The sequence below is a fragment of the Flavobacterium sp. CLA17 genome, from assembly GCF_013112255.2.
Classification (GTDB): Bacteria; Bacteroidota; Bacteroidia; order Flavobacteriales; family Flavobacteriaceae; genus Flavobacterium; species Flavobacterium circumlabens.
The window spans coordinates 1,526,534-1,549,721 of record NZ_CP068294.1; the positions used below are offsets into that span (position 1 = coordinate 1,526,534).

A 23,188-nucleotide genomic window follows, 5' to 3' on the forward strand; every position below is an offset into this window, starting at 1 on the left:
TGGTTTAAAATACAATAAATTATTTTTTAAATGGTTTATTTTGGTTAGTTACCTGTATGTTGAAAATGCGGCCTTAGGGTCGCATTTTTTTTGTGAATTTTTTCAGCGTAATTTTTATCCCCCTTAGCGAAGTCGAAGGGCGCAATCAAAATCAAAAATAAAAAACCTCTGTAAAAGCTTTAAACTTTGACAGAGGTCATTATAATAACATTCCGACTAAAAAATCGTTACATCGGAGAATTTAAAATCCTTTGTTTGACATGATCGATATAAGATCTTCCGATTACATAACGAAGACCTTCAATTTCAATACTGTTTCCTTCCACAGCATCAATTTTATCGATTGCAATGGTATAGGAACGGTGTATTCTTAAAAAATTTCGTTCCGGTAATAAATCTGTAAAATCAGATAAGGTGCTGTGAATAATGTATTTGCCTGTTAGGGTGTTTATTTTTAAATAATCTTTTAAACTCTCGATTACCAGAATCTCATTAAAAAAGATTTTTTTCATTCTCTTTTTATCAATCTTAACGAAAATAAAAGGACTTTCGATACCCGTTTCCTGAGGGGTACCGATATTGCTGCTTAATCTCTTGCTGATTTTATTGAGTGTTTTCATTAACCTCGGGAACTCAATAGGTTTTACGAGATAATCCAAAACATCTAATTCGTACGTTTCTATTGCAAATTGACTATAAGCACTGGTAATAACCAACAAAGGTGGGTTTTCTAAACTTTTAATGAAATTTATACCATCCAGAACCGGCATATTAATGTCAAGAAAAATCACGTCAACCTTGTTGTTTTTTACAAAATTCAGACCCTCTATAGGATTGCTGAAAGTAGCTGTAACTTCAAAATTTTCAACGGCCTCTAAGTAATTTTTAATAACATTGATTGCTAACGGCTCGTCATCTATAATCAAACAATTTATTTTCATTTTAGTATAGTATTTATTCTTTAGTAAAAGAATCGGGGGGATAGTATAAAAAAACAGGGTAAACAGAATTAAGAAACCTTAATTACCAGCTTTACAACAAAAATATTCTTTTTATTCTTAAAAGAAAGCTTATAGTCACTTTTATTATAACCTAATTCGAGCCTTTTTTTTACATTTTCAATTCCTATACCACTTGACTTGTTAAAATTATCTTTATGTACGGTAATTTCTGGTGTTGGGTTTGAAATGGTGAAATGCAGGAAGTCTTCCTTGACTTTAAAATTGATGTCAATCTTCACTTTTCCCGTGTTTTTGTTTACGCCGTGTTTAAAGGCATTTTCAATAAAAGTCAGCAATATAATAGGGCTGATTTCTTTGTCATGAATATCTCCCGAAACAGACATGTCTATTTCCAGTCGGTCACCATTTCTGATTCGCTCTAAATCCAGATAATTCTGAATACAAAGGATTTCGTTCTCTAAACTTTGTTTTTTGCTTTTGGTGTCGTAAAGCATATATCGCATGAGCTCAGAAAGTTTAAGAACAATTTTGGGCGTTTTGTCTGACTTTTCTACCGCCAAAGAATAAATATTGTTAAGCGTATTGAAGAAAAAATGCGGAGAAATTTGAGATTTCAGGAACAGTAATTCGGTTTCCAATTGTGATTTTTCAAGGTCGGTAACTCTTTTTTGTTCCCTCATAAAGTCGAAAGTAATCTTAATAGCCGTTACAAAAGTCATCACATAAAGCTCTCCCATCATCATGTCAATTGTGTAATTGAGCGTTAATTTATCGATCGTTTCGGGTCCTTCCGGCCAAACGTCATGTGTAATGAGTAAGTAGGTCATATTGAATTTTATTACAACCATGATAAAGATGGCAGATAAAATAGAAATAACATACAAGAGGTATTTTTTTCTATAAATCAGATTCGGCATCAGGATTAGTATATTCAGGTAACACAGTGCCATGTGTATGGGAAAACCCAATAAATTTGTTTTTAAAGAATAGGCATAATCGTTAAAATAACTGCCCCAGCGAAACGTATTAAAAACGAAATAAGTTAACCAAAAGATAATATGGTATTGCAATTGGATGCGGTATAATTTGCCTGAATTTAAAATCATAGTATTGGTGGTATTTTGTGACTTTTTTTGATGTTTATCTAAGTTTAAGTGTCATCCGTCTAAATTAGTTTTAATAAAAATGGAAATTATATAAATTTAAGGTTAAATTAAGATTGTTTTCTATGAGGAACTTTACGCTGCTTATTTTCATTGTAATTTTAATTACAAGCTGTAAAATAAAGATAAATAATAATAACGGCAAAAAAGATGTTTTTGTGGTCCATGTAAATCCTTTTATAGGAACCGGCGGACACGGGCATACGTATCCTGGTGCAACTGTTCCTTTCGGGATGCTTCAGGTAAGTCCTGATAATGGAATTTCGAGCTGGGATTGGTGTTCCGGGTATCATTATTCAGATTCCATAGTTTCCGGATTCAGTCATTTACACCTCAGCGGAACAGGAATTGGGGATCTGGCAGACATCTTATTGATGCCCGTCAATAAAAAACTGGATTTAACTACTAAAACAACTTCTCGCGATCAATTAACCTATAAATCAAAATACAGCCATGTTAACGAAAAAGCAACACCGGGCTCTTACCAGGTTTTTCTTAAAGATCCTAAAATCAATGTAGAATTAACTTCTTCACAACGCACCGCATTCCATAAATATACCTTTGCCAAAAATGATCCGCAATCTGTGGTTATCGATCTTGGTTTTGCCATTAATTGGGATAAAGCCCTAAAAACCGGAATTACAATTGAAGATAAACAGACCATAAGCGGTTATCGTTTTAGTACGGGCTGGGCCAAAAACCAGAAAGTATTTTTCATAGCGAAATTTTCAAAACCCATTTCTGAATCTGTTTTACTGGCCAATAAGCAAATCATTACCGGAAATAAAGCAGAAGGAGAAAATACTGCAGCGCAATTATTTTTTGAAGCCAATGGTACAAATGAATTATTGGTAAAAGTGGCGCTTTCTTCTGTAAGTGTGGCCAATGCCAAAGCCAATTTAGACAATGAAAAATCAACTTTCGAAAATACAAAATTTCAGGCCGCAGCCCTCTGGAATAAGGCTTTAAGTAAAATTGAAGTTGAAACCCCGACAGACTCCCTAAAAACAATTTTCTATACCGCGATGTTCCACGCCCAGGTTGCCCCTGTAACCTATAGTGATAAAAACGGTCAGTTTAGAAAAGAGGATGATCAGATTGCTACGGCAAAGGATTATACCGCTTATTCGACCTTATCACTATGGGATACTTTCAGAGCCGAAAATCCTTTATTGACTTTACTGGCTCCGGACAAAACTTCAGACATTGTCAACTCCATGCTGGCGTATTACGATACTAAAAAAATATTACCGGTCTGGACCTTGTATGCCAATGAAACCAATACCATGACAGGTTATCATTCGATTCCGGTAATTGTGGACGCCTATTTGAAAGGCATTAAAGGTTTTGATGCCGAAAAAGCCTATCAAGCCATGAAGACGACCATGATGCAGGACGAACGCGGATTGAATTTGTATAAAAAATACGGTTATATTCCCTATAATTTATTAGACGAATCCGTTACGATTACTTTAGAATATGCCTATGATGACTGGTGTGTGGCACAAATGGCAAAAGCTTTAGGTAAAAATGATGATTATGAATTTTTCCTGAAACGTTCTAAAGCCTATCACTTTCTATTCGATCCCAAAACAGGATTCATGAGAGGGAAATCAGAAGATGGAAAATCCTGGAACGAACCTTTTGACCCAAAACATTCCAATCACAGGGAGCATACCGATTATACCGAAGGAAATGCCTGGCAGCACAGCTGGTTTGTACCTCAAAACGTGGAAGATTTTATCAAATTACACGGAAGTAATGAAATTTTCACCAAACGTTTGGAGCAGCTTTTTACCGAAAGTTCCGAGATTACAGGAAGCAATGTTTCGGCAGATATTTCCGGATTAATTGGCCAGTATGCACACGGAAACGAACCAAGCCACCATATTGCTTATATGTTCAATCATGCCGGTCAGCCATGGAGAACGCAATATTGGGTGCGCCATATTTTAGATACACAATACAACACAACACCAAATGGATTAAGCGGAAACGAGGATTGCGGACAAATGTCAGCCTGGTATGTTTTCAGTTCAATGGGACTGTATCCGATGAATCCGGCTTCCGGGGAATATGAAATAGGAAGTCCGATTTTCGAAAAAGCAACCATCAATCTTCAGGAAGGAAAAACTTTTGTAATCGAGGCAGAAAATGTTTCGGCGAAGAATTTCTATATCCAGTCGGCTACCTTAAACGGCGTTGCATTCAATCAGACCGTAATCACACATCAGCAGATTTTAAAAGGAGGAACACTTCATTTTGTAATGGGAGCGGAACCCAATAAAAACTGGGGAATAAAAAAATAAAAACTAGCGGAACTAACTATAAATAAACATAAAATTAATGGACATTATTGACGTATCAATTATCGTAGCCTACATCCTGCTCTCCGTAGGGATAGGAATCTGGATTTCGCGAAAGGCATCAAAAGGATTAGATGATTATTTCCTTGGCGGGAAAACCATCAAATGGTATTTCCTTGGACTGAGCAACGGATCAGGAATGTTTGATGTTTCAGGAACTTCCTGGATGATTGGAGTACTTTTTTTGTATGGCGTAAAAAGTTTCATGTTTATGTGGCTCTGGCCGATCTGGAATCAGATTTTTGTCATGATGTTTCTGGCCGTCTGGATCAGAAGATCAAAAGTAATGACAGGTTCTGAATGGATTTTAACCCGTTTTGGAAGCGACAGGGCCGGAAAAGCATCCCATATTATCGTGGCTATTTTTGCCATTATTTCAACCATTGGTTTTATCGCTTACTTTTTTGAAGGTATCGGCAAATTTGTAACCATTATTCTTCCGTGGGATTTAGCCCTTCATTACGGAGATTTGATTCTGCTGACTTCTGAGCGTTCGTATGCTTTGATCATTATATTTTTAACTACAATTTATACGGTTAAAGGCGGAATGTTTTCTGTTGTAGCCACAGAAGTGGTGCAATATTTAATCATGATTATTGCCGGTGTTTTGATTGCCGGTTATGCTTTTATCAATTATACCGATATTCAGATCAATTCGGTTATTACAGAAGAATGGAAAAATGTTTTCTTCGGATGGCAGTTTGAAAGCCAGTGGAGCGATAAATTTCAAACCTTCAATCACTTAATAGATTCTGAAGGCTATAAAATGTTTGGTGCCTTTATCGGAATGACTTTATTCAAAGGATTTTTTGCCAGTATTGCAGGACCGACACCGAGTTATGATTTACAAAGAATTCTTTCTACCAAATCGGTCAAAGAAGCGGCCTACATGAGTGGGTTTACCAATTTGATCTTATTCATTCCGAGGTATTTATTAATCACCGGAATTGTAGTCATTGCTTTGATGAATTTAGCGCCGGAATTAAACGCCAATACAGGTTTAACCGGAGCCGATTTAGAATTGCTAATGCCAAAAGTGGTTAATTTGTATATTCCGGTGGGGATTAAAGGAATTTTATTAGCGGGTTTACTGGCCGCCTTCATGTCCGGATTTTCTGCTTTTGTAAATGCAGGCCCGGCATATATTGTAAATGATATTTATAAAAAATATTTTAAACCAGTTGCCACCAATGCGCATTACATCAAAGTAAGTCAGATTTCTTCTTTCCTGGTGGTGGGTCTGGGTGTTTTTATGGGCTTCTTTGCCGATTCGATCAACTCGCTGACCTTATGGATTACGAGTGCCTTATACGGAGGTTACGTTGCAGCCAACTTTTTAAAATGGATCTGGTGGCGTTTTAACGGATGGGGCTATTTCTGGGGAATGTTTGCCGGATTACTGGTAGCATCTTTTCAATTTATCCTGGGACAAAATAAAGGAAACTTCACACCGGGATCATTCTTATACGATTTATCAGAAGTGCAGGCTATTTATTTATTTCCGGTAATATTTGGATTTTCTATCTTAGGCTGTCTTTTAGGAACTTTTCTAAGCAAACCAACCGATATGGAAGTTTTAAAATCTTTCTATACCAATGTAAGACCATGGGGATGGTGGAATCCGGTGTACAGAACATTAAAATTAGAAGATCATACTTTCGAAAAAAATAACGATTTCTACAGGGATATGCTCAATTGTGCCATCGGAATTGTATGGCAGTCGAGTATGATTTTGCTACCGATATTCTTCATCATCAAAGATTATCCGAAAGCAATCGTAGCTTTAGTAGTTTTCATGGTGACGACAACAATTTTGAAATTTACGTGGTTAGATAAAGTTCGTAAAATAGAAGATTAGACAACTTTGACAAAGCTTTACGCCATAGTTTGTCATTTCGACGAAGGAGAAATCTCCGCGAGAAATTCGACAAAGATTGGAGATTCGCTATACGGAATTACTGGCGGAGATTTCTCCTTCGTCGAAATGACAAGATTGTGGATGTAAAAAAAAAGAAAACTATGTTTCTATGTGTTTAAAAACGACAAAGTTTAGAAAAAGAAAAACAAACAAACTATAATAAAACAAACAAAAAAATGAGTACTATTCCCTGGCAAGACAGACCCGAAAACAGTAACGATGTAATGTGGAGATATTCTGAAAATCCAATTATTGACAGATATGCAATTCCTTCCTCTAACAGTATTTTTAACAGCGCTGTCGTACCCTTTGAAGATGGATTTGCAGGTGTTTTCAGATGTGACAACAAAGCGGTACAAATGAACATTTTTGCCGGTTTCAGTAAAAATGGTATCGAGTGGGACATTAATCATGAACCGATAGTAATGCAGTCCGGTAATACGGAAATGATCGAATCGGCTTATAAATATGACCCTCGTGTGGTATTTATCGAAGATCGGTACTGGATTACGTGGTGTAACGGTTATAACGGACCCACAATTGGTATTGGGTATACTTTTGACTTTAAAGAATTTTTCCAATGCGAAAATGCCTTCCTGCCCTTCAACAGAAACGGTGTTTTATTTCCACAAAAAATAAACGGAAAATACGCCATGTTAAGCCGTCCGAGTGATAACGGACATACTCCTTTTGGAGACATCTGGATCAGCTACAGTCCTGACATGAAATATTGGGGAGAGCACAGACTGGTCATGAAACCAACTCCTTTTGAAGACAGTGCATGGCAGTGTACCAAAGTTGGAGCAGGTCCAATTCCTATCCTTACAAATGAAGGCTGGCTGATGCTGTACCACGGCGTAATCAATACCTGCAACGGTTTCCGTTATGCAATGGGCGCAGCAATTTTGGAAACAGAAACACCGGAGAATGTAAAATACAGAACACAGCCTTATTTATTAGGGCCTGCAGAACTTTACGAGCAGGTTGGCGATGTCCCTAACGTGGTATTCCCTTGTGCCGCTTTACACGATACAGAAGAAGATAAATTAGCCGTATACTACGGTGCCGCAGATACTGTTGTGGCTATGGCATTTGGTAAATTAAGTGAAGTAGTACAATTCACAATAGATAACAGTTTATAAAAAATGACGCGAATTAAAAGCAAGTTATTGGTAATGATCTTAGGGTGTTTCTCTTTGTTTGGCTTTGCTCAGTCAGGCAAGGAGATTACACCCAAAACCTATGTGGCATCAAAAACAGAAACACCAATTGTAATTGATGGAGAGGATACTGATGTTGCCTGGAATAAAGCAGAATGGACAGCTCTTTTTGAAGATATTGAAAATAACGTAAAACCAAAATACGGGACAAAAGTTAAAATGCTCTGGGATGAAACCAATTTCTACATATTAGCAAAACTTGATGAACCCCATGTCTGGGCCAATTTAAAACAGCGCGATACGATCATTTTTTACAACAATGATTTTGAAGTTTTCATTGACCCCGATAGCGACACTTTTAATTATTACGAATTAGAAATTAATGCATTAAATACCGCCTGGGATCTGTTTTTGTCAAAACCTTACAGAGAAAATGATAATGTTGTTTTAAACGACTGGAATATTCCGGGTCTGAAATCTGCGGTAAAAATTAAAGGAACGCTTAATAATCCCAACGATACCGATGAAGGCTGGGTGTTAGAAATGGCTATTCCCTGGGCATCTTATAAAACTTCTTACTTTGATAAAAATGTACCCGCAGATAAATTCTGGCGCGTCAATTTCTCCAGAGTAAACTGGCAGCATACCATAACAGATAAAGGGTACGAACGAAAAAAAGGCGCAGACGGTAAATTTTTACCGGAGTACAATTGGGTGTGGTCGCCAATGGGTGTCATCAATATGCATGAGCCCGAAAAATGGGGCTATGTTTATTTTTCTTCCAAAGAAGGAAAAGACAGTTTTACCATCCCGCAGGAAGAAAAAGTAAAATGGGAATTGTACACGCTTTACAGGGCCCAAAAACAATATTACCAAAAGAATAATAAATGGTCAACGTCTCTGGCAAATCTAACGAAAGAACCGATTAACATTGACACTAAAGTTTTAAAACCGAAACTTGAAAATCACGCTGCCGGATTTAATATTGCAATAAAAAGTCCATTTTCCGGTAAAACATTTATTATCCGACAAGATGGCAAAATCATAACCAACTAAACTAACTATGAAACTACCAAAACTATTACTTTTTATATTGGCCCTAAGTATTTTTTCATGCGCCAAAAAAGAGGAAACCACTTTTAAATTTGGGGTATGGATTACTGCCGATTCCAAAAGAACCGATGAAGATTACGCCAAAGAATTTAAAAAATACAAAGACGGCGGTATCGATGAGGTTTTGATCAATACCAATACCGATCCAAAACTTTTAGAAAGATTAGTACCAATAGCCAAAGAAAAAGGACTAAAAGTACACGCCTGGATTATGGCTATGAATCGCCCCAACGATTCAGTAGCTTTACAGCATCCGGATTGGTATCAGGTCAGTAAAGACGGAAAATCATGTTTTGATAATCGCCCTTACGTAGACTATTACCAATGGCTTTGCCCGACAAAAAAAGAATCCAGAGAACACGTTTTAGGACTTGTGGAAGGTCTGGCAAAAGTAAAAGGAATCGAAAGTGTACATTTAGACTACATCCGTTTTCCGGATATCTTTTTACCCATTAGTTTACTTCCAAAATACAATCTGGTTCAGGACGAAGAATTGCCGCAATTTGATTTCTGTTATTGCGATGCCTGCGTTAGTAAATTTGAAAAAGAACATCATAAAAATCCAAAAACAAGCCATAATACAGCCATTGACATGGAGTGGAAAAACTTCAGGCTCAATGCTATAAAAGCAGTGGTTGATGACGCTTATGAAATTGCCCATAAACACCATGTAAAATTAACCGCAGCTGTATTTCCGTATCCCGAAATGGCAGATCATATGGTACGCCAGCGTTGGGATAAATGGAATATCGATGAAGTATATCCAATGATTTACCATAGTTTTTATAACGAGGAAATTGACTGGGTGGGCTATGCGACAAAACAGGGAGTTGCTGATTTAGAAGGAAAAAAGACAAAAATTAATACCGGAATTTATATTCCCGGATTAAAATCAGATGCTGAATTGAAAGAGGCAATTTTAATGGCAAAAGAGAACGGAGCAATTGGAGTTTCTTTCTTTGACGGAAATGCTTTATCGGATAGTAATTTAAAAACTATTGCAGCAACAAAAGCCAGTTTAAAATAATATCTTTCCAGTACATTTCATTTAAAAAGTAAACATATGTCAAATAGAAGAGATTTTATAAAAAAAACAACTTTGGGTACACTAGCCATAAGTTCAGTTTTAGGCTATAGCGGATTTGCAAAAGATAAAGAAGAAGAAACAGCAATAGAAATTCCGGAAAAAAAGCAAAAAAAACCGGTGATCATTTCGACATGGAATCATGGTTTACCTGCCAATCAGGAAAGCTGGAAAGAATTACAAGCCGGAAAATCAGCGCTGGATGCTATTGAAGCCGGTATGAAAATTCCTGAAGCAGATCCGAATGTCCGAAGTGTTGGTTATGGTGGATATCCGGATCGCGAAGGGAAAGTAACTTTAGATGCCTGCATCATGGATCACAATAGCAATTGTGGTTCGGTTTGTTTTCTGCAGGGAATTATGCACCCGATTTCGGTAGCAAAGAGAGTATTGCAGAATACGCCTCACGTTATGCTGGCCGGACAGGGAGCACTTCAGTTTGCATTAGCTGAAGGATTTAAGGAAGAAAATCTACTGACTCCGGAATCTGAAAAAGACTGGAAAAAATGGCTCGAAGATTCCAAATACAAGCCTGTTATCAATATAGAAAATCACGATACCATAAGTATGTTAATGTTAGATAAAGACGGTAATCTATCAGGTGGCTGTACCACAAGTGGCGCTGCCTGGAAGATGCATGGTCGCGTCGGTGACTCCCCAATCATCGGCGCGGGTCTTTTTCTTGATAATGAAGTAGGAGCCGCTGCGGCAACAGGTTTAGGTGAAGCAGTAATCAGAACTGCCGGAAGCGCTATGGTGGTTGAATTAATGCGTCAGGGAAAATCGCCTTTTGATGCCTGCAAGGAAATTACAGAACGTATTTACAACAAACATAAAAACCATAAAGACATGGAATACCTGCAAGTCGGATTTATCGCCCTGAATAAAAACGGGGAACACGCCGGTTACAGTTTGCGATCAGGATTTAATTACGCCGTTTCTGATGAGGAAAAAGGGCACAGAATGGAAGATGCAAAATTTAAAATGTCATGGGATAAGTAATATTTATTTGTCATTTCGACAAAGGAGAACCAAGTGATGGCGAACAGACGCAGTAAATCGCACCATCAAATCGACAAAGATTAACGTCATTTTTGTCATTTCGAGGAACGAGAAATCTTCGCAAGAAGCTCTACAAAGATTGGCGATCTTCTATTCGGAATTACTAACGTAGATTTCTCCTTCGTCGAAATGACAAACTTTGAGAAAGTTGAAGTGCGAATAAATTTTAAACACATAGTAACATAGATTTTTTCTCTCACAAAAGATTTAAATAAATGCCATACTATTTTTTTTAAACTTTTTAAAATCTATCCCGATAGCTATCGGGGCTATGTGTTCAAACAAAAACAAATAATGAAAAAAATAATTTCCATATTATTACTAATTGCTTCAATAGTAACTGTTAATGCACAGGACAAAACTCCCTATTGGCAAAACGAAAAAATCAATGAAGAGAACCGGGAGCCTATGCATGCTGCTTACTATGTTTTTGAAAATGAAGCACTGGCCGCCAAAAATGACTGGAAAGAATCTAAAAACTATCTGAATCTCAACGGAACCTGGAAATTTAAATACGTTGATAAACCGAATGATTTACCAACGGGATATGAAAACAGCACTTTTAATGATGTAGCCTGGGATAATTTTAAAATCCCCGCAACCTGGGATGTAAATAGTTATGGATACCCTGTTTACACCAATACAACTTACGATTTTTCGAAATACATCAAAATAAATCCACCTTTTGTTCCTGAAAATTATAATCCTACAGGAGTTTACAGACGGGAAGTTATCCTTGATAAATCCTGGGAAGGAAAAGATATTTTTCTGCACATTGGTGCCGCCAAATCAAATCTTACGGTTTGGGTAAACGGTGTGTATGTGGGTTATGGCGAAGACGGGAAATTACCTTCTGAATTCAACTTAAATAAATATGTAAAAACGGGTAAAAACAGCCTCGTTTTAAAAGTAATGAAATGGAATGACGGCTCGTATTTGGAATGTCAGGATTTCTGGAGGATGAGTGGTATTACCAGAGATTCATATCTGATTGCCCGAAATAAAGTGCATTTGAAAGACTTCGAGATCATTCCGGACCTAGATGCTTCATATACCAACGGAACTCTTAAAATCACGACTGAATTTTCAGGCGTAAATAAAAAAGAACCTTATACTTTAGACGTCCAATTAAAAGACGGCGATAAAATCATTACCTCAAAAAATATTTCTGCTTTAAGCGAAAAACAAACTTTTGATTTCGCTGTAGAAAATCCTAAAAAATGGAGTGCCGAAATTCCGAATCTCTACCAGATCGATTTTATTTTAAAAGATAAAAAAGGAACTGTTGCAGAAGTTATTCATCATAATATCGGTTTTAGAAAAGTTGAAATTAAAGGCGGACAGCTTTTAGTAAACGGAAAAGCCATTTACATAAAAGGAGTAAACCGTCATGAAACAGACCCTGTTACAGGACAAACCGTCTCAAGGGAACGCATGGAGCAGGATATTAAAGTGATGAAAGAATTTAATATCAATGCAGTACGAATGTCACATTATCCAAACGATGAATATTTCTATGAATTATGTGATAAATACGGTATTTATGTAGTCGATGAAGCCAACATAGAATCGCACGGAATGGGGTATGATATTACCAAAACACTGGGTAACAAGCCCGATTGGGAACTCGCACACCTGCAGCGTATGCAGCGCATGGTCGAAAGAGATAAAAATCATACTTCGATCATTATATGGAGTATGGGTAACGAAGCCGGAAACGGTTATAACTTTTACAGAGGTTATTTGTGGATCAAAAACAGAGATAAATCAAGACCAATCCAATACGAAAGAGCTACTGCCGGAGCCTGGGACGGAAAAGATCTGAAATTTGAATGGGATTCCGATATTATCGATCCGATGTACAGTTCTCCCAACAAAATGGAAGAATATATTGTTGCCAATCCAAATCCGTCAGGACCTTATATTCAGTGTGAATATGCGCACGCTATGGGTAATTCGATGGGTAATTTTAAAGATTACTGGGATGTGATTCGTAAACATCCCAATTTTCAGGGAGGATTTATCTGGGATATGATCGATCAGTCAGTTTATAAAACACAGCCCGATGGAACAGTAGTTTTTGCTTACGGTGGTGATTTTGGGCCTAAAGATGTGCCAAGCGATAATAATTTTTTGAATAATGGGGTCTTTAATCCCGAAAGAAAACCAAATCCGCATGCTTTCGAAATGCGAAACGTAATGCAGAATATCCTGACTTCCTGGGATAATCAGGCTACAGCAACGATTAAAGTGTACAATGAATTTTCATTTAAAGACTTAAACAATGTAACCTTACACTGGACATTAATTTTAGACGGAATAAAACAAGACGCAGGAGTTATTGATGATTTGGCAATCGATCCAACGCAGTCAAAAACGTATACGTTACCAATTAAATTAGGCGACAAAAAATTTCAGGAAGCTTTTGTAAATATCAGTTATCAGTTAAAACAAGATGAGCCGTTTTTACCAAAAGGTTTTCAAATTGCAACAGATCAACTGGCTTTAACAGGAACTTGGAAAAATGATATAAAAATAACAGGCACAGGAAAAATTTCAGTAGAAAAACAAGCCAATGCTACCGTATTTAAAAGTGATAAAGCGGCTGTAACTTTCGATAAAAAAACAGGATTTATGAGTGGTTACACATTCAATAATGAACCTGTTTTAAAAGACGGATATCAATTGCGTCCCAACTTTTGGAGAGCCCCAAATGACAATGATTTCGGAGCGAATCTTCAGGTACAATTAAAAGCATGGAAAGACGCCACAGAGAATCCTGTATTGGCAAATTGGGTTTATACTGCTACTAAAGACAATATAATTCTAGTAAAAGCGACCTATAATTTACCTGCTGTTTCTTCGACTTTAGAACTAAATTATGAAATTAACAGTAACGGTGAAGTAACTATAAAAGAGCAACTGAACATTAATAAAACAAAAGAAGAACCAATGTTGCCAAGATTTGGCATGGAAATGATTTTCCCGAAAGATTTCAATACGCTGAGTTATTACGGAAGAGGACCGCACGAAAACTATATCGACCGAAACTACAGTTCACAAGTTGGCCTTTACAATCAGACAGTTTCCGGGCAATATTATGCGTACATCCGTCCACAGGAAACCGGAAATAAAACAGACGTACGCTGGCTGGAACTATCAAATGATAAGTTAAAAATAACGGTTACCTCAAATGAGTTACTGGCGACGACGGCTTTGCACTTTTTAAACGAAGATCTGGATGATGGACTGCAAAAAGACCAGAGACACGCTGCCGAACTGAAAGAAAGAGATTTAACCAGTTTAAAAATTGATTACAAACAAATGGGCGTTGGTGGTATCGACAGCTGGCAGGCATGGCCAATGGAGAAATATCTCTTGAGAGACAAAACCTACCAGTATCAGTTTAAAATAACACCATCCCTAAAATAATTCATTATGAGGATATTAAAATCATTCCTTGTTGTACTTTTTCTGACTGTTTTAAATTCAGGTTACAGTCAGAAGATTTTTACCGAAAAGGATATTCAGATCATTCCGAAACCCACACAGGTGGTGGTAAAAGAAGGTGTTTTTAAATTTTCCAAAGAAACCCAATTTGTGGTCAATGGTGATTTTCAAAAAGAAGCCTCCACCGCTTTGATCCATAAATTTGAAACCGCTGCAGGCTGGAAACCGGAAATTACAACAAAGATTCCGGTTAGTAACTTCATACAATTCAAAGTTGATCCGGCTTTAAAAAATGAAGCATATCTTTTAGACGTCAATCCAATGAGCATCACCATTACTGCTAAGGGAAATGCCGGTTTTATTTATGGCTTGGAAAGTATCAGGCAGTTACTTCCGGAAGCCATAGAAAGTCAGTACGTGGTGACTTCTGCCAGATGGGAAATTCCGGCTGTTACCATAAATGACCAGCCGCGTTTTCAATGGAGAGGACTTATGCTGGATTTGTCACGCCATTTTTTTGATAAAAATTATATCCTGCAGACTATCGACCGTCTGGCGATGCATAAAATGAATGTTTTGCATTTGCATCTTGTCGACGATCAGGGCTGGAGAATCGAAATAAAAAAATACCCAAAACTCACAGAAATAGGTGCCTGGAGAGTAGATCAGGAAAACACAAGCTGGAATGCCAGACTGACTGTAAATCCGGATGAAAAAGGAACCTACGGCGGATTCCTGACTCAGGAAGAATTAAAAGAAATTGTAAAATACGCTGCAACCAAAAACATCGAAGTTATTCCCGAAATCGAAATGCCGGCACACGTCAGCAGTGCTATTGCCTCTTACCCAGAACTGGCTTGTTTCGATCAGCGTATCGGAGTTCCGTCAGGCGGATTATGGCCCATTACCGATATTTATTGTGCCGGAAAGGAATCGACTTTTGAGTTCCTGCAAAATGTAATTGATGAGGTCGTTACCATTTTTCCTTCCAAATACATTCATATCGGAGGCGATGAAGCTACCAAAACCAATTGGGAAAAATGTCCTAATTGCCAAAAAAGAATGAAAGACAATGGTTTGAAAAATACCCACGAACTGCAAAGCTATTTTGTAAAAAGAATGGAGAAATACATCAATTCTAAAGGCAAAAAAATCATTGGCTGGGATGAAATATTAGAAGGAGGTTTAGCTCCGGAAGCGACGGTTATGAGCTGGAGAGGGACACAAGGTGGTATCGATGCAGCAAAACAAGGTCACGATGTTATTATGACTCCGGAAACTCCCTGCTATTTTAATTTTTACCAGGGCCCGCAAAACGAAGAACCACTTGCTTTCGATGCTTATAATCCACTCAATGAAGTTTATAAGTTTGATCCTGTTGTTCCCGGAATGACGCCTCAGGAAGCGGCACATGTATTAGGCGGACAAGCGAATTTATGGGCAGAACATTTGCCGGGACCAAAAGATTCCGAGTATATGATTTTTCCACGATTAGCCGCTTTATCTGAAACCTTATGGAGTACGAAAGAAAGCCGAAACTGGAATGACTTTACAACCAGACTGACTTCAATGCTAAAACGGTATGATCTTCTGGGAATCAATTATGCTAAAAGTGCCTATTTGGTAACCGCAACCTCAAGCGCGGATTTAGCAAAAAAACAAATCAATGTAACGTTAAAAAATGAATTCCCAAACCCTGATATCCGTTACGTTTTAGGAAACAAAAATATCGATCACAATGCTTTAAAATACACCAATCCGATAGCGTTTACAGAAACAACAGTTTTAAAAGCTTCCCTGTTTCAAAATGATAAGCCGGTTGGAAAAACCTTTACAGATACAATCGTATTCCACAAAGCAGTGGCACATAAAGTAAATTATTTAACGCCCTTTAATCAAAATTACAAAGGAGATGGTCCTTTTCAGATGGTCAACACCATCAGGGGAAGCAAAAACTTTCACGACGGACAATGGCAGGCCTGGCTGGTAAATGATATGGAACTGGTCGTAGATCTGGAAAAACAGGAAAGTGTAGAAGAAGTAATCATCGGAACTCTGGAAAGCCAGGGAGCCGGGGTTTTCTTTCCGGTACAGCTAAAAGTCTTGGTTTCAGCTGACGGACTTAAATATAAAGAAGTCGGAAAAGTAAACCGTCCGTATGCAGTAAACCCGATTTCGGAGTTGAAGGATTTTAAAATCAGCTTCCCAAAACAAAACGCCAGATATGTAAAAGTAATCGCAGGCAATTTAAAAAAGAGTCCGAAAGGAGAAAGCTCCTGGTTGTTTGTAGATGAAATTTTAGTCAATTAAAAAGAATAAATAAAACATGATAAATAGATTAAAGATGAAAAGAGGAATATTCATAATCGCCATTTTATTTTCAGTTCAAATGTTTTCACAAGCCATTTACGAAGATGAAAGATACGTGCCGGAAACGGATCCGTTAGTATTAAAAAATTTAGAAACATGGCAGGGCGAAAAATTTGGTCTGCTCATGCACTGGGGAACGTACAGCGAATGGGGAATTGTAGAATCCTGGTCGATCTGCCCGGAAGATTATGGATGGTGTGAACGTAAAAAAGGAAGTAATCCCGGTAATTATAACGCCTATGTAAAAGAATACGAAGGCCTGAAAAAAACATTCAATCCGGTAAAATTCGATCCTGCAAAATGGGCCAAAGCCGCTAAATATGCCGGAATGAAATACATGGTTTTTACCACGAAACACCATGACGGTTTCAACATGTACGATACAAAATACTCCGATTATAAAGTAACAGATGCCGGCTGTGCATTCAGTACAAATCCAAAAGCGAATATTGCCAAAGAAGTTTTTAATGCTTTCAGAAACGAAAATTTATCCGTTGGCGCTTATTTCTCTAAACCGGACTGGCATAACGAAAATTACTGGGATCCGTACTTTCCGCCCTTCGACAGAAACGTAAACTATGATCCGGCCTTGTATCCGGAGAAATGGCAGAAATATGTTGACTTTACACACAACCAGATTCTGGAATTATTATCCGATTACGGTAAAGTTGATATTTTATGGTTAGATGGAGGATGGGTTAGAAAAAGAGACCAGCAAAACTTAAAAGAAAACTACGAAGAGAAGTTTGCCGAAAACGAATCCAAAAATGGTTTCATCAAACACCGAGTGGTAGATCAGGATCCAAAAATGGATGAACTGGTCGTAAAAGCACGTCAAAAACAACCGGGATTAATCGTGGTGGACAGAGCTGTTCACGGAAAAAACCAAAACTATTTAACGCCTGAAAATCGTGTTCCTGAAAAAACATTGCCTTATCCGTGGGAATCCTGTATTACATCCGGCGGCGGATGGTCGTATAGTCCGGGTGCGAAATACATGACCGGAAGAGAAGGAATTCACATGCTGATTGATGTTGTAGCAAAAGGCGGAAACTTATTGCTGAATGTTGCTCCAAGTCCCGAAGGTGAATGGGAGCAGGGTGCTTATGATTTACTGCAAGCTTACGGAGACTGGATGAAAGTAAACAGTTCCGGTATTTATAATACCAAACCAATCGAACCTTTCAAGGAAAATAACATTTGCATGACGCAGAATAAAGCCGGAAACGTATTCCTGTTTTATCTAGCTAAAGCAGGAGAAAACACAATTCCTGCCGAAGTGGTTGTAAAATCAATCAATCCTAAAAAAGGAACCAAGATCACCATGTTAGGTTCTAAAACAGCCTTAAAATGGACCAAAGAAGCTCAGGGATTTAAAGTTGTAATTCCGGAAAGCCTGAGGAATAATTTACCGGCAAAAGAAGCCTGGACGTTAAAAGTGGAAGCCATTAACCGATAGCAATTAAAATATGGTTTTAAGTAAAAGGATCACAATACAAGCAGCCTTTTTTTGGGGCATGCTGTTTTTTAACATCACTGTTTTTGCACAACAGTCGGCAGATTTTGTAAATCCGTTTATTGGAACTTCAAATTACGGAGCGGCTTTTCCGGGACCAATCGCGCCAAGAGGAATGGCGAGTATTAGTCCGTTTAACGTAGCTGGATCTCAGAATAAATTGGAAAAAGACAGTCAGTGGCTGTCCAATCCATATGTACATGAAAACACATTCCTGACCGGATTCAGTCAGGTAAACTTAAGTGGAGTAGGTTGCCCTGAATTAGGCATTTTATTGTTAATGCCAACAACTGGAGCCGTAGAAATCAATCATCTCACATACGGCTCCAACTACTCAAATGAACTGGCTAAGGTGGCTTACTACAGCGTAAATATTGACAAATACAACGTGAAAGCAGAATTTACGGCATCAAAAAGAGTGGGTGTGAGTAAATTTACTTTCCCGAAAGGAAAATCGAATGTGCTTTTAAATCTTGGTTTGGGTTTAACCAACGAAGAGGGAGCAATGGTAAAAGTGGTGTCTTCATCTGAAATTGAAGGCATGCGTTCGGTAGGTTCTTTCTGCTATAACAGTCCCGAAGCGGCTTATCCGGTTTATTTTGTGGCGAGATTTTCTAAACCCGCAGACCAGTTTGGCGTTTGGAAAAAACCATCAAAATATAAAGGTACAGAAGCACAATGGATGACCTATAACGGGAAAGCCAGAATGATGGAAAATACCACCAAAATGGTAGTAGGAGACAGCATCGGAACCTATTTTTCGTATCAGTTTGACAAAGAAGAAACAGTTGAAGTTAAGATTGGCGTTTCGTATGTAAGCATCGAAAATGCGCGTGAAAACCTGGAAAAAGAAACCGGAAATAAGTCATTTGCGGATATTTACAAAGAAACGTATAACGAATGGAATACGGAACTTTCGAAAATTAAGGTCGAAGGCGGATCAAAAGAGGAGAAGACTATTTTTTATACGGCCTTGTATCACACCTTGATTCATCCGAACACCTTAAATGATTATAACGGAGAATATCCGGAGATAAAAAGAGGGAAGATTGGTAAAACCGAAAATACCCGTTATACCGTATTCTCTTTATGGGATACCTACAGGAATTTGCATCAGCTAATGTCTTTGGCATATCCGCAACAACAGTCGGATATGGTTAAAAGCATGTTGCAGATGTATGATGAAAACGGCTGGTTGCCGAAATGGGAATTAAATTCGACAGAAACCTTTACCATGGTCGGAGATCCGGCGAGTATTGTTATTGCAGACACTTACTTAAAAGGAATTCGGGATTTTGATGTTCAGAAAGCTTACAGTGCCATGTTGAAAGGCGCAGATCAGATTGAAAATAATCCATTACGTCCCGGACTTAAAGATTATATCGAAAAAGGCTATCTTACCACAAACGACCGCGGACCGGTTTCGACCACACAGGAATACAACGCGTCCGATTATTCGATTTCTCTTTTAGCGAAAGCATTAGGCAAAAAAGAAGACGAACAGCGTTTTAAAAACCGTTCGTTGTCGTACCGAAAATTATTCGATAAAAATTTAAGATTACTTCGCCCGCGAACCGCAGACGGAAAATGGTACGAACCATTTGATCCTGTTGCCGGAGCTAATTTTGAAGAAAATGTTGGTTTTATAGAAGGCAATGCGTGGCAATATGCTTTTATGGTACCGCATGATATCAAGGGACTTATACAATTAATGGGTGGTGAGAAAGCTTTTGGCAGTCAGTTGCAAAAAGTATTTGACAGCAAACAATTTGATATGGCCAACGAACCTGACATTGCTTATCCGTATTTGTTTAATTATATAAAAGGAGACGAATGGAAAAGTCAGGAAATGGTTCAAAAACTCGTTAGGGAATATTTTCAGAATCAACCCAAAGGCCTGCCCGGAAATGACGATACCGGAACCATGTCGGCATGGCTGGTGTATTCCATGATGGGAATTTATCCGATAGCGCCGGGCGATCCGGTGTATACGATTACCACGCCCATGTTTGATAAAATAACGATTCAATTGGATTCAAAATATTATAAAAATAAAAGTATTGTAATTGAAAGGGAAAAGAATACCGATGGCAAAATCAGTAAAATTGAACTAAACGGAAAAAGGCTTCCTGGTTTTTTTATCTCTCATGATGATTTTGTGAATGGAAAAACACTAAAAGTGATACAAAACTAAACAACACTACTATGTTAAGATTAAGAATGACAAAAACAGCCATTATTTTCGTAATGGCTTTTAGTTTTTACAGCGCAAGTTATGCACAGAAAAAATTACCGTATCAGGATGCAAAAACGCCTGTTGAAGACCGTGTAAAAGATCTATTAGGCAGAATGAGTCTGGAGGAAAAAGTGCGCCAGATGGACATGTACAAAGGCGAATATTTTAAGGAAAAAGAAGATTTCTCTAAAGCAAAGTCCGATGTTAAAATTGGAAATTTAGGAATTGGCGCAATCCATGACATTTACCCCCGTTCGGCAAAAATGATCAATGATTTACAGAGCGAGGTAATTAAAAAAAATAAATGGGGAATTCCGGCACTTATTATGTGCGAGATGCTGCATGGTTATTTAGATGACGGAAGCACCGCTTTCCCGATGAATATTGGTCTTGGTGCCACCTGGGATACGAATCTTATCGGCAAAGTAGGACAGGTTATTGCTACGGAAGCCAGAGCTCACGGCGTACATTTTGGTTTAGGTCCAAATTTAGATTTAGGCCGCGAGCCGCGCTGGGGAAGAGTTGCCGAAACCTTTGGAGAAGATGCCTATTTAAACAGCGAAATTGGTCTGGCTTTTATAAAAGGAATGCAGGGAGACGACTTAAAATCGGATCGATCCATAATTGCAGAGCCGAAACACTTTGCGGTACACGGGATCCCACAGGCAGGAGGAAATTCTTCACCTATTTTAGTGGGAGAACGTTCGGCTCGTGAAGATCATCTTCCGTCATTTCAAAAAGCATTTACCAAAGGCGGTGCTTTAGGAACCATGTGTGCTTATTCGGAATTAGACGGAATTCCCTGTGCGGCAAATCACTGGTTATTAACAGATGTGCTTCGAAAAGAATGGGGTTTCAAGGGAATTGTAGTTTCCGATTTAGGGGCGATCAAATACCTTCAGACGACGCATAATGTGACCGATTCTCCAAAAGAAAGTATCAGGGTAGCCATTCAGGCTGGTGTGGATATGCAATTCTATGATTTTACCAATGAATTCTGGCAAAAAACAGTTATTGAGTTAGTTAATGAAAAAAAACTATCCATGGACGATATCGACCGTGCTGCGGGAGGTGTTTTACGTCTGAAATTTTTATTGGGACTATTTGAAAATCCATACACGGCCACCAACTTAATTAAAGATCGTTTTCACACCAAAGAAAATCAGGCTGTTGCTTTAGAAGCGGGACTTAAATCTATGGTTTTATTGAAAAATGAAAACAATATACTTCCTTTAAATAAAGACATAAAAACAGTTGCCGTTATCGGGCCAAACGCGAACGCTTCAAGATTAGGCGGATATGCCGTAAAAAACAAAATCGGAACTACGGTTTTAGAAGGAGTTAAACAGGTCGTGGGTGCCAAAACAAAGGTACTTTATGAAGAAGGTGTACCGCTGATCGTAATGGGACAGGTCATTCCGAAAGCGTATTTGCTGACGCCGGATGAATCGCAAAACGGATTAAAAGGAGAATATTTCAATAATAGAAATTTAGAAGGAAGCCCGGCTTTAACCCGTATCGACAGTCAGTTGGAGTTTGACTGGCCGTGGTCTCCGGGAGACGGCGTTGCAGACGATGATTTTTCGATTCGCTGGACCGGTTTCATAAAATCAGAAAAAGCATTTGATGGCTGGCTGGGACTAAGTTCTGATGACGGAATCAGAATGTGGATCGACGATCAGTTAGTGATTGACAACTGGACAAAAGGAGCCACGAATATGGTGACGACTCCCAAAAATATCGAAGCCGGTAAAAAATACAAAGTCCGCATAGAAATGTGGGAAGGAGGCTGGGGTGCCAGAGCCCACCTGCGTTGGAATTTAGAAAGAGTGAATTTACAACCTGCCATAGACGCTGCTAAAAAAGCAGATGTTGCTATTGTGGTTTTAGGAGAATCGAATGAATTGGTAGAAGAAAACAGAGATGTAGCTTCTTTGGATTTACACGGAATGCAGCAGGAACTGATAGAAGCGATTCAGAAAACAGGAACTCCGGTCGTTTGTGTATTATTAAATGGTCGTCCGCTTTCTGTAAACTGGATCAGCGAAAATATTCCCGCAATTGTAGAAGGCTGGTTTCCCGGTGAGGCAGGAGGAAAAGCCGTAGCCGATGTTTTATTTGGAAATTACAATCCCGGTGGAAGACTGCCGATTACATTTCCTAAGTCTGTCGGACAGCTTCCTATCTATTATAACCAGAAACCATCAGCCATTCACAGATACGTGAGCGAAAGCGAAAATCCGCTTTACACTTTCGGATATGGGTTAAGCTACACGACTTTCGAATATTCAAATGTTAGCTTAAGTAATAAATACATTAAGAGTAACGGTGAACTTAAAGTAAGCGTATCGGTCAAAAACACTGGAAATTATGATGGAGATGAAGTCGTACAATTATATATCGATGATGTATACAGCAGTGTCACCACGCCAAAGAAAACATTAAAAGGTTTCAAAAGAATATTTCTTAAAAAAGGAGAAACAAAACAGGTAGAATTTGTTTTAACGGCTGAAGAACTAAGTCTTTGGAACAAAGAAATGAAGAATGTGGTTGAACCTGGTGATTTTGAAGTTATGGTAGGCGGAAATTCGACAGATTTACAAAAGCAAAGCTTCAAAGTCATCGATTAAAACTGTAGTTGAAAAAATAGGATATTCAGGTTTTTAAGCTTTTTATAATGAATACGTTTAATAATTTGATAAATCGTTTGGATTAATAACATGTTATAGTTGAAAAAGTAAGGATTTTAACTATGAAAAAATGGGGGTTTTTATAAATGTGTAACGTA

The 23,188-nt window shown here is 38.1% G+C and carries 13 protein-coding genes; 11 read left to right on the plus strand and 2 right to left on the minus strand.

Annotated elements, in window-relative coordinates; all coding sequences use genetic code 11:
- Positions 1–227 precede the first annotated feature (227 nt).
- Together HAV12_RS06790 and HAV12_RS06795 are read right to left on the minus strand one after the other, a co-directional pair.
- A complete protein-coding gene (locus tag HAV12_RS06790) occupies positions 228–941 on the minus strand; it encodes a LytTR family DNA-binding domain-containing protein (protein ID WP_171568983.1) in 714 nt (237 codons plus the stop codon).
- 68 nt (positions 942–1,009) lie between these two features.
- Entirely contained in the window at positions 1,010–2,068 is a 1,059-nt protein-coding gene (locus HAV12_RS06795; protein WP_171568984.1) for a sensor histidine kinase, read from the minus strand.
- A 122-nt stretch (positions 2,069–2,190) separates the two neighbouring features.
- Here HAV12_RS06795 and HAV12_RS06800 point away from each other — a divergent pair, with 122 nt between their 5' ends.
- From HAV12_RS06800 to HAV12_RS06850, 11 genes are all read left to right on the plus strand, one after another.
- Positions 2,191–4,434, plus strand: coding sequence for a GH92 family glycosyl hydrolase (locus HAV12_RS06800; protein WP_171568985.1), 2,244 nt, complete (start codon positions 2,191–2,193; stop codon positions 4,432–4,434).
- A 37-nt stretch (positions 4,435–4,471) separates the two neighbouring features.
- Entirely contained in the window at positions 4,472–6,349 is a 1,878-nt protein-coding gene (locus HAV12_RS06805) for a sodium:solute symporter family protein (RefSeq protein WP_171568986.1), read from the plus strand.
- Between the two features lie 236 nt (positions 6,350–6,585).
- Positions 6,586–7,551, plus strand: a complete 966-nt coding sequence (locus HAV12_RS06810; protein WP_171568987.1) for a glycoside hydrolase family 130 protein — start codon at positions 6,586–6,588, stop codon at positions 7,549–7,551.
- A 3-nt stretch (positions 7,552–7,554) separates the two neighbouring features.
- Positions 7,555–8,625, plus strand: coding sequence for a carbohydrate-binding family 9-like protein (locus HAV12_RS06815; protein WP_171568988.1), 1,071 nt, complete (start codon positions 7,555–7,557; stop codon positions 8,623–8,625).
- 7 nt (positions 8,626–8,632) lie between these two features.
- Entirely contained in the window at positions 8,633–9,709 is a 1,077-nt protein-coding gene (locus tag HAV12_RS06820; RefSeq protein WP_171568989.1) for a putative glycoside hydrolase, read from the plus strand.
- Positions 9,710–9,745: 36 nt separating this feature from the next.
- Positions 9,746–10,768 carry an isoaspartyl peptidase/L-asparaginase family protein gene (locus HAV12_RS06825; protein ID WP_171568990.1) on the plus strand — a complete coding sequence of 341 codons (1,023 nt, stop codon included), beginning with the start codon at positions 9,746–9,748 and terminating at the stop codon, positions 10,766–10,768.
- Positions 10,769–11,122: 354 nt separating this feature from the next.
- Positions 11,123–14,260, plus strand: a complete 3,138-nt coding sequence (locus HAV12_RS06830) for a glycoside hydrolase family 2 TIM barrel-domain containing protein (RefSeq protein ID WP_171568991.1) — start codon at positions 11,123–11,125, stop codon at positions 14,258–14,260.
- Positions 14,261–14,266: 6 nt separating this feature from the next.
- Positions 14,267–16,588, plus strand: coding sequence for a beta-N-acetylhexosaminidase (locus HAV12_RS06835; protein ID WP_171568992.1), 2,322 nt, complete (start codon positions 14,267–14,269; stop codon positions 16,586–16,588).
- A gap of 34 nt (positions 16,589–16,622) precedes the next feature.
- Positions 16,623–18,107: an alpha-L-fucosidase gene (locus tag HAV12_RS06840; RefSeq protein ID WP_171571640.1), complete on the plus strand. Its 1,485-nt coding sequence runs from the start codon at positions 16,623–16,625 to the stop codon at positions 18,105–18,107.
- 10 nt (positions 18,108–18,117) lie between these two features.
- Positions 18,118–20,358 carry a GH92 family glycosyl hydrolase gene (locus HAV12_RS06845; RefSeq protein ID WP_171568993.1) on the plus strand — a complete coding sequence of 747 codons (2,241 nt, stop codon included), beginning with the start codon at positions 18,118–18,120 and terminating at the stop codon, positions 20,356–20,358.
- Positions 20,359–20,369: 11 nt separating this feature from the next.
- Positions 20,370–23,030, plus strand: coding sequence for a glycoside hydrolase family 3 N-terminal domain-containing protein (locus HAV12_RS06850; protein ID WP_171568994.1), 2,661 nt, complete (start codon positions 20,370–20,372; stop codon positions 23,028–23,030).
- Positions 23,031–23,188: the final 158 nt, after the last annotated feature.

Excerpts from the sequence above, each read along its gene's own strand:
- HAV12_RS06790 (WP_171568983.1), bottom strand. The coding sequence starts at position 941 with ATGAAAATAAATTGTTTGATTATAGATGACGAGCCGTTAGCAATCAAT.
- HAV12_RS06795 (WP_171568984.1), bottom strand. The coding sequence starts at position 2,068 with ATGATTTTAAATTCAGGCAAATTATACCGCATCCAATTGCAATACCAT.
- HAV12_RS06800 (WP_171568985.1), top strand. The coding sequence starts at position 2,191 with ATGAGGAACTTTACGCTGCTTATTTTCATTGTAATTTTAATTACAAGC.
- HAV12_RS06805 (WP_171568986.1), top strand. The coding sequence starts at position 4,472 with ATGGACATTATTGACGTATCAATTATCGTAGCCTACATCCTGCTCTCC.
- HAV12_RS06810 (WP_171568987.1), top strand. The coding sequence starts at position 6,586 with ATGAGTACTATTCCCTGGCAAGACAGACCCGAAAACAGTAACGATGTA.
- HAV12_RS06815 (WP_171568988.1), top strand. The coding sequence starts at position 7,555 with ATGACGCGAATTAAAAGCAAGTTATTGGTAATGATCTTAGGGTGTTTC.
- HAV12_RS06820 (WP_171568989.1), top strand. The coding sequence starts at position 8,633 with ATGAAACTACCAAAACTATTACTTTTTATATTGGCCCTAAGTATTTTT.
- HAV12_RS06825 (WP_171568990.1), top strand. The coding sequence starts at position 9,746 with ATGTCAAATAGAAGAGATTTTATAAAAAAAACAACTTTGGGTACACTA.
- HAV12_RS06830 (WP_171568991.1), top strand. The coding sequence starts at position 11,123 with ATGAAAAAAATAATTTCCATATTATTACTAATTGCTTCAATAGTAACT.
- HAV12_RS06835 (WP_171568992.1), top strand. The coding sequence starts at position 14,267 with ATGAGGATATTAAAATCATTCCTTGTTGTACTTTTTCTGACTGTTTTA.
- HAV12_RS06840 (WP_171571640.1), top strand. The coding sequence starts at position 16,623 with ATGAAAAGAGGAATATTCATAATCGCCATTTTATTTTCAGTTCAAATG.
- HAV12_RS06845 (WP_171568993.1), top strand. The coding sequence starts at position 18,118 with ATGGTTTTAAGTAAAAGGATCACAATACAAGCAGCCTTTTTTTGGGGC.
- HAV12_RS06850 (WP_171568994.1), top strand. The coding sequence starts at position 20,370 with ATGTTAAGATTAAGAATGACAAAAACAGCCATTATTTTCGTAATGGCT.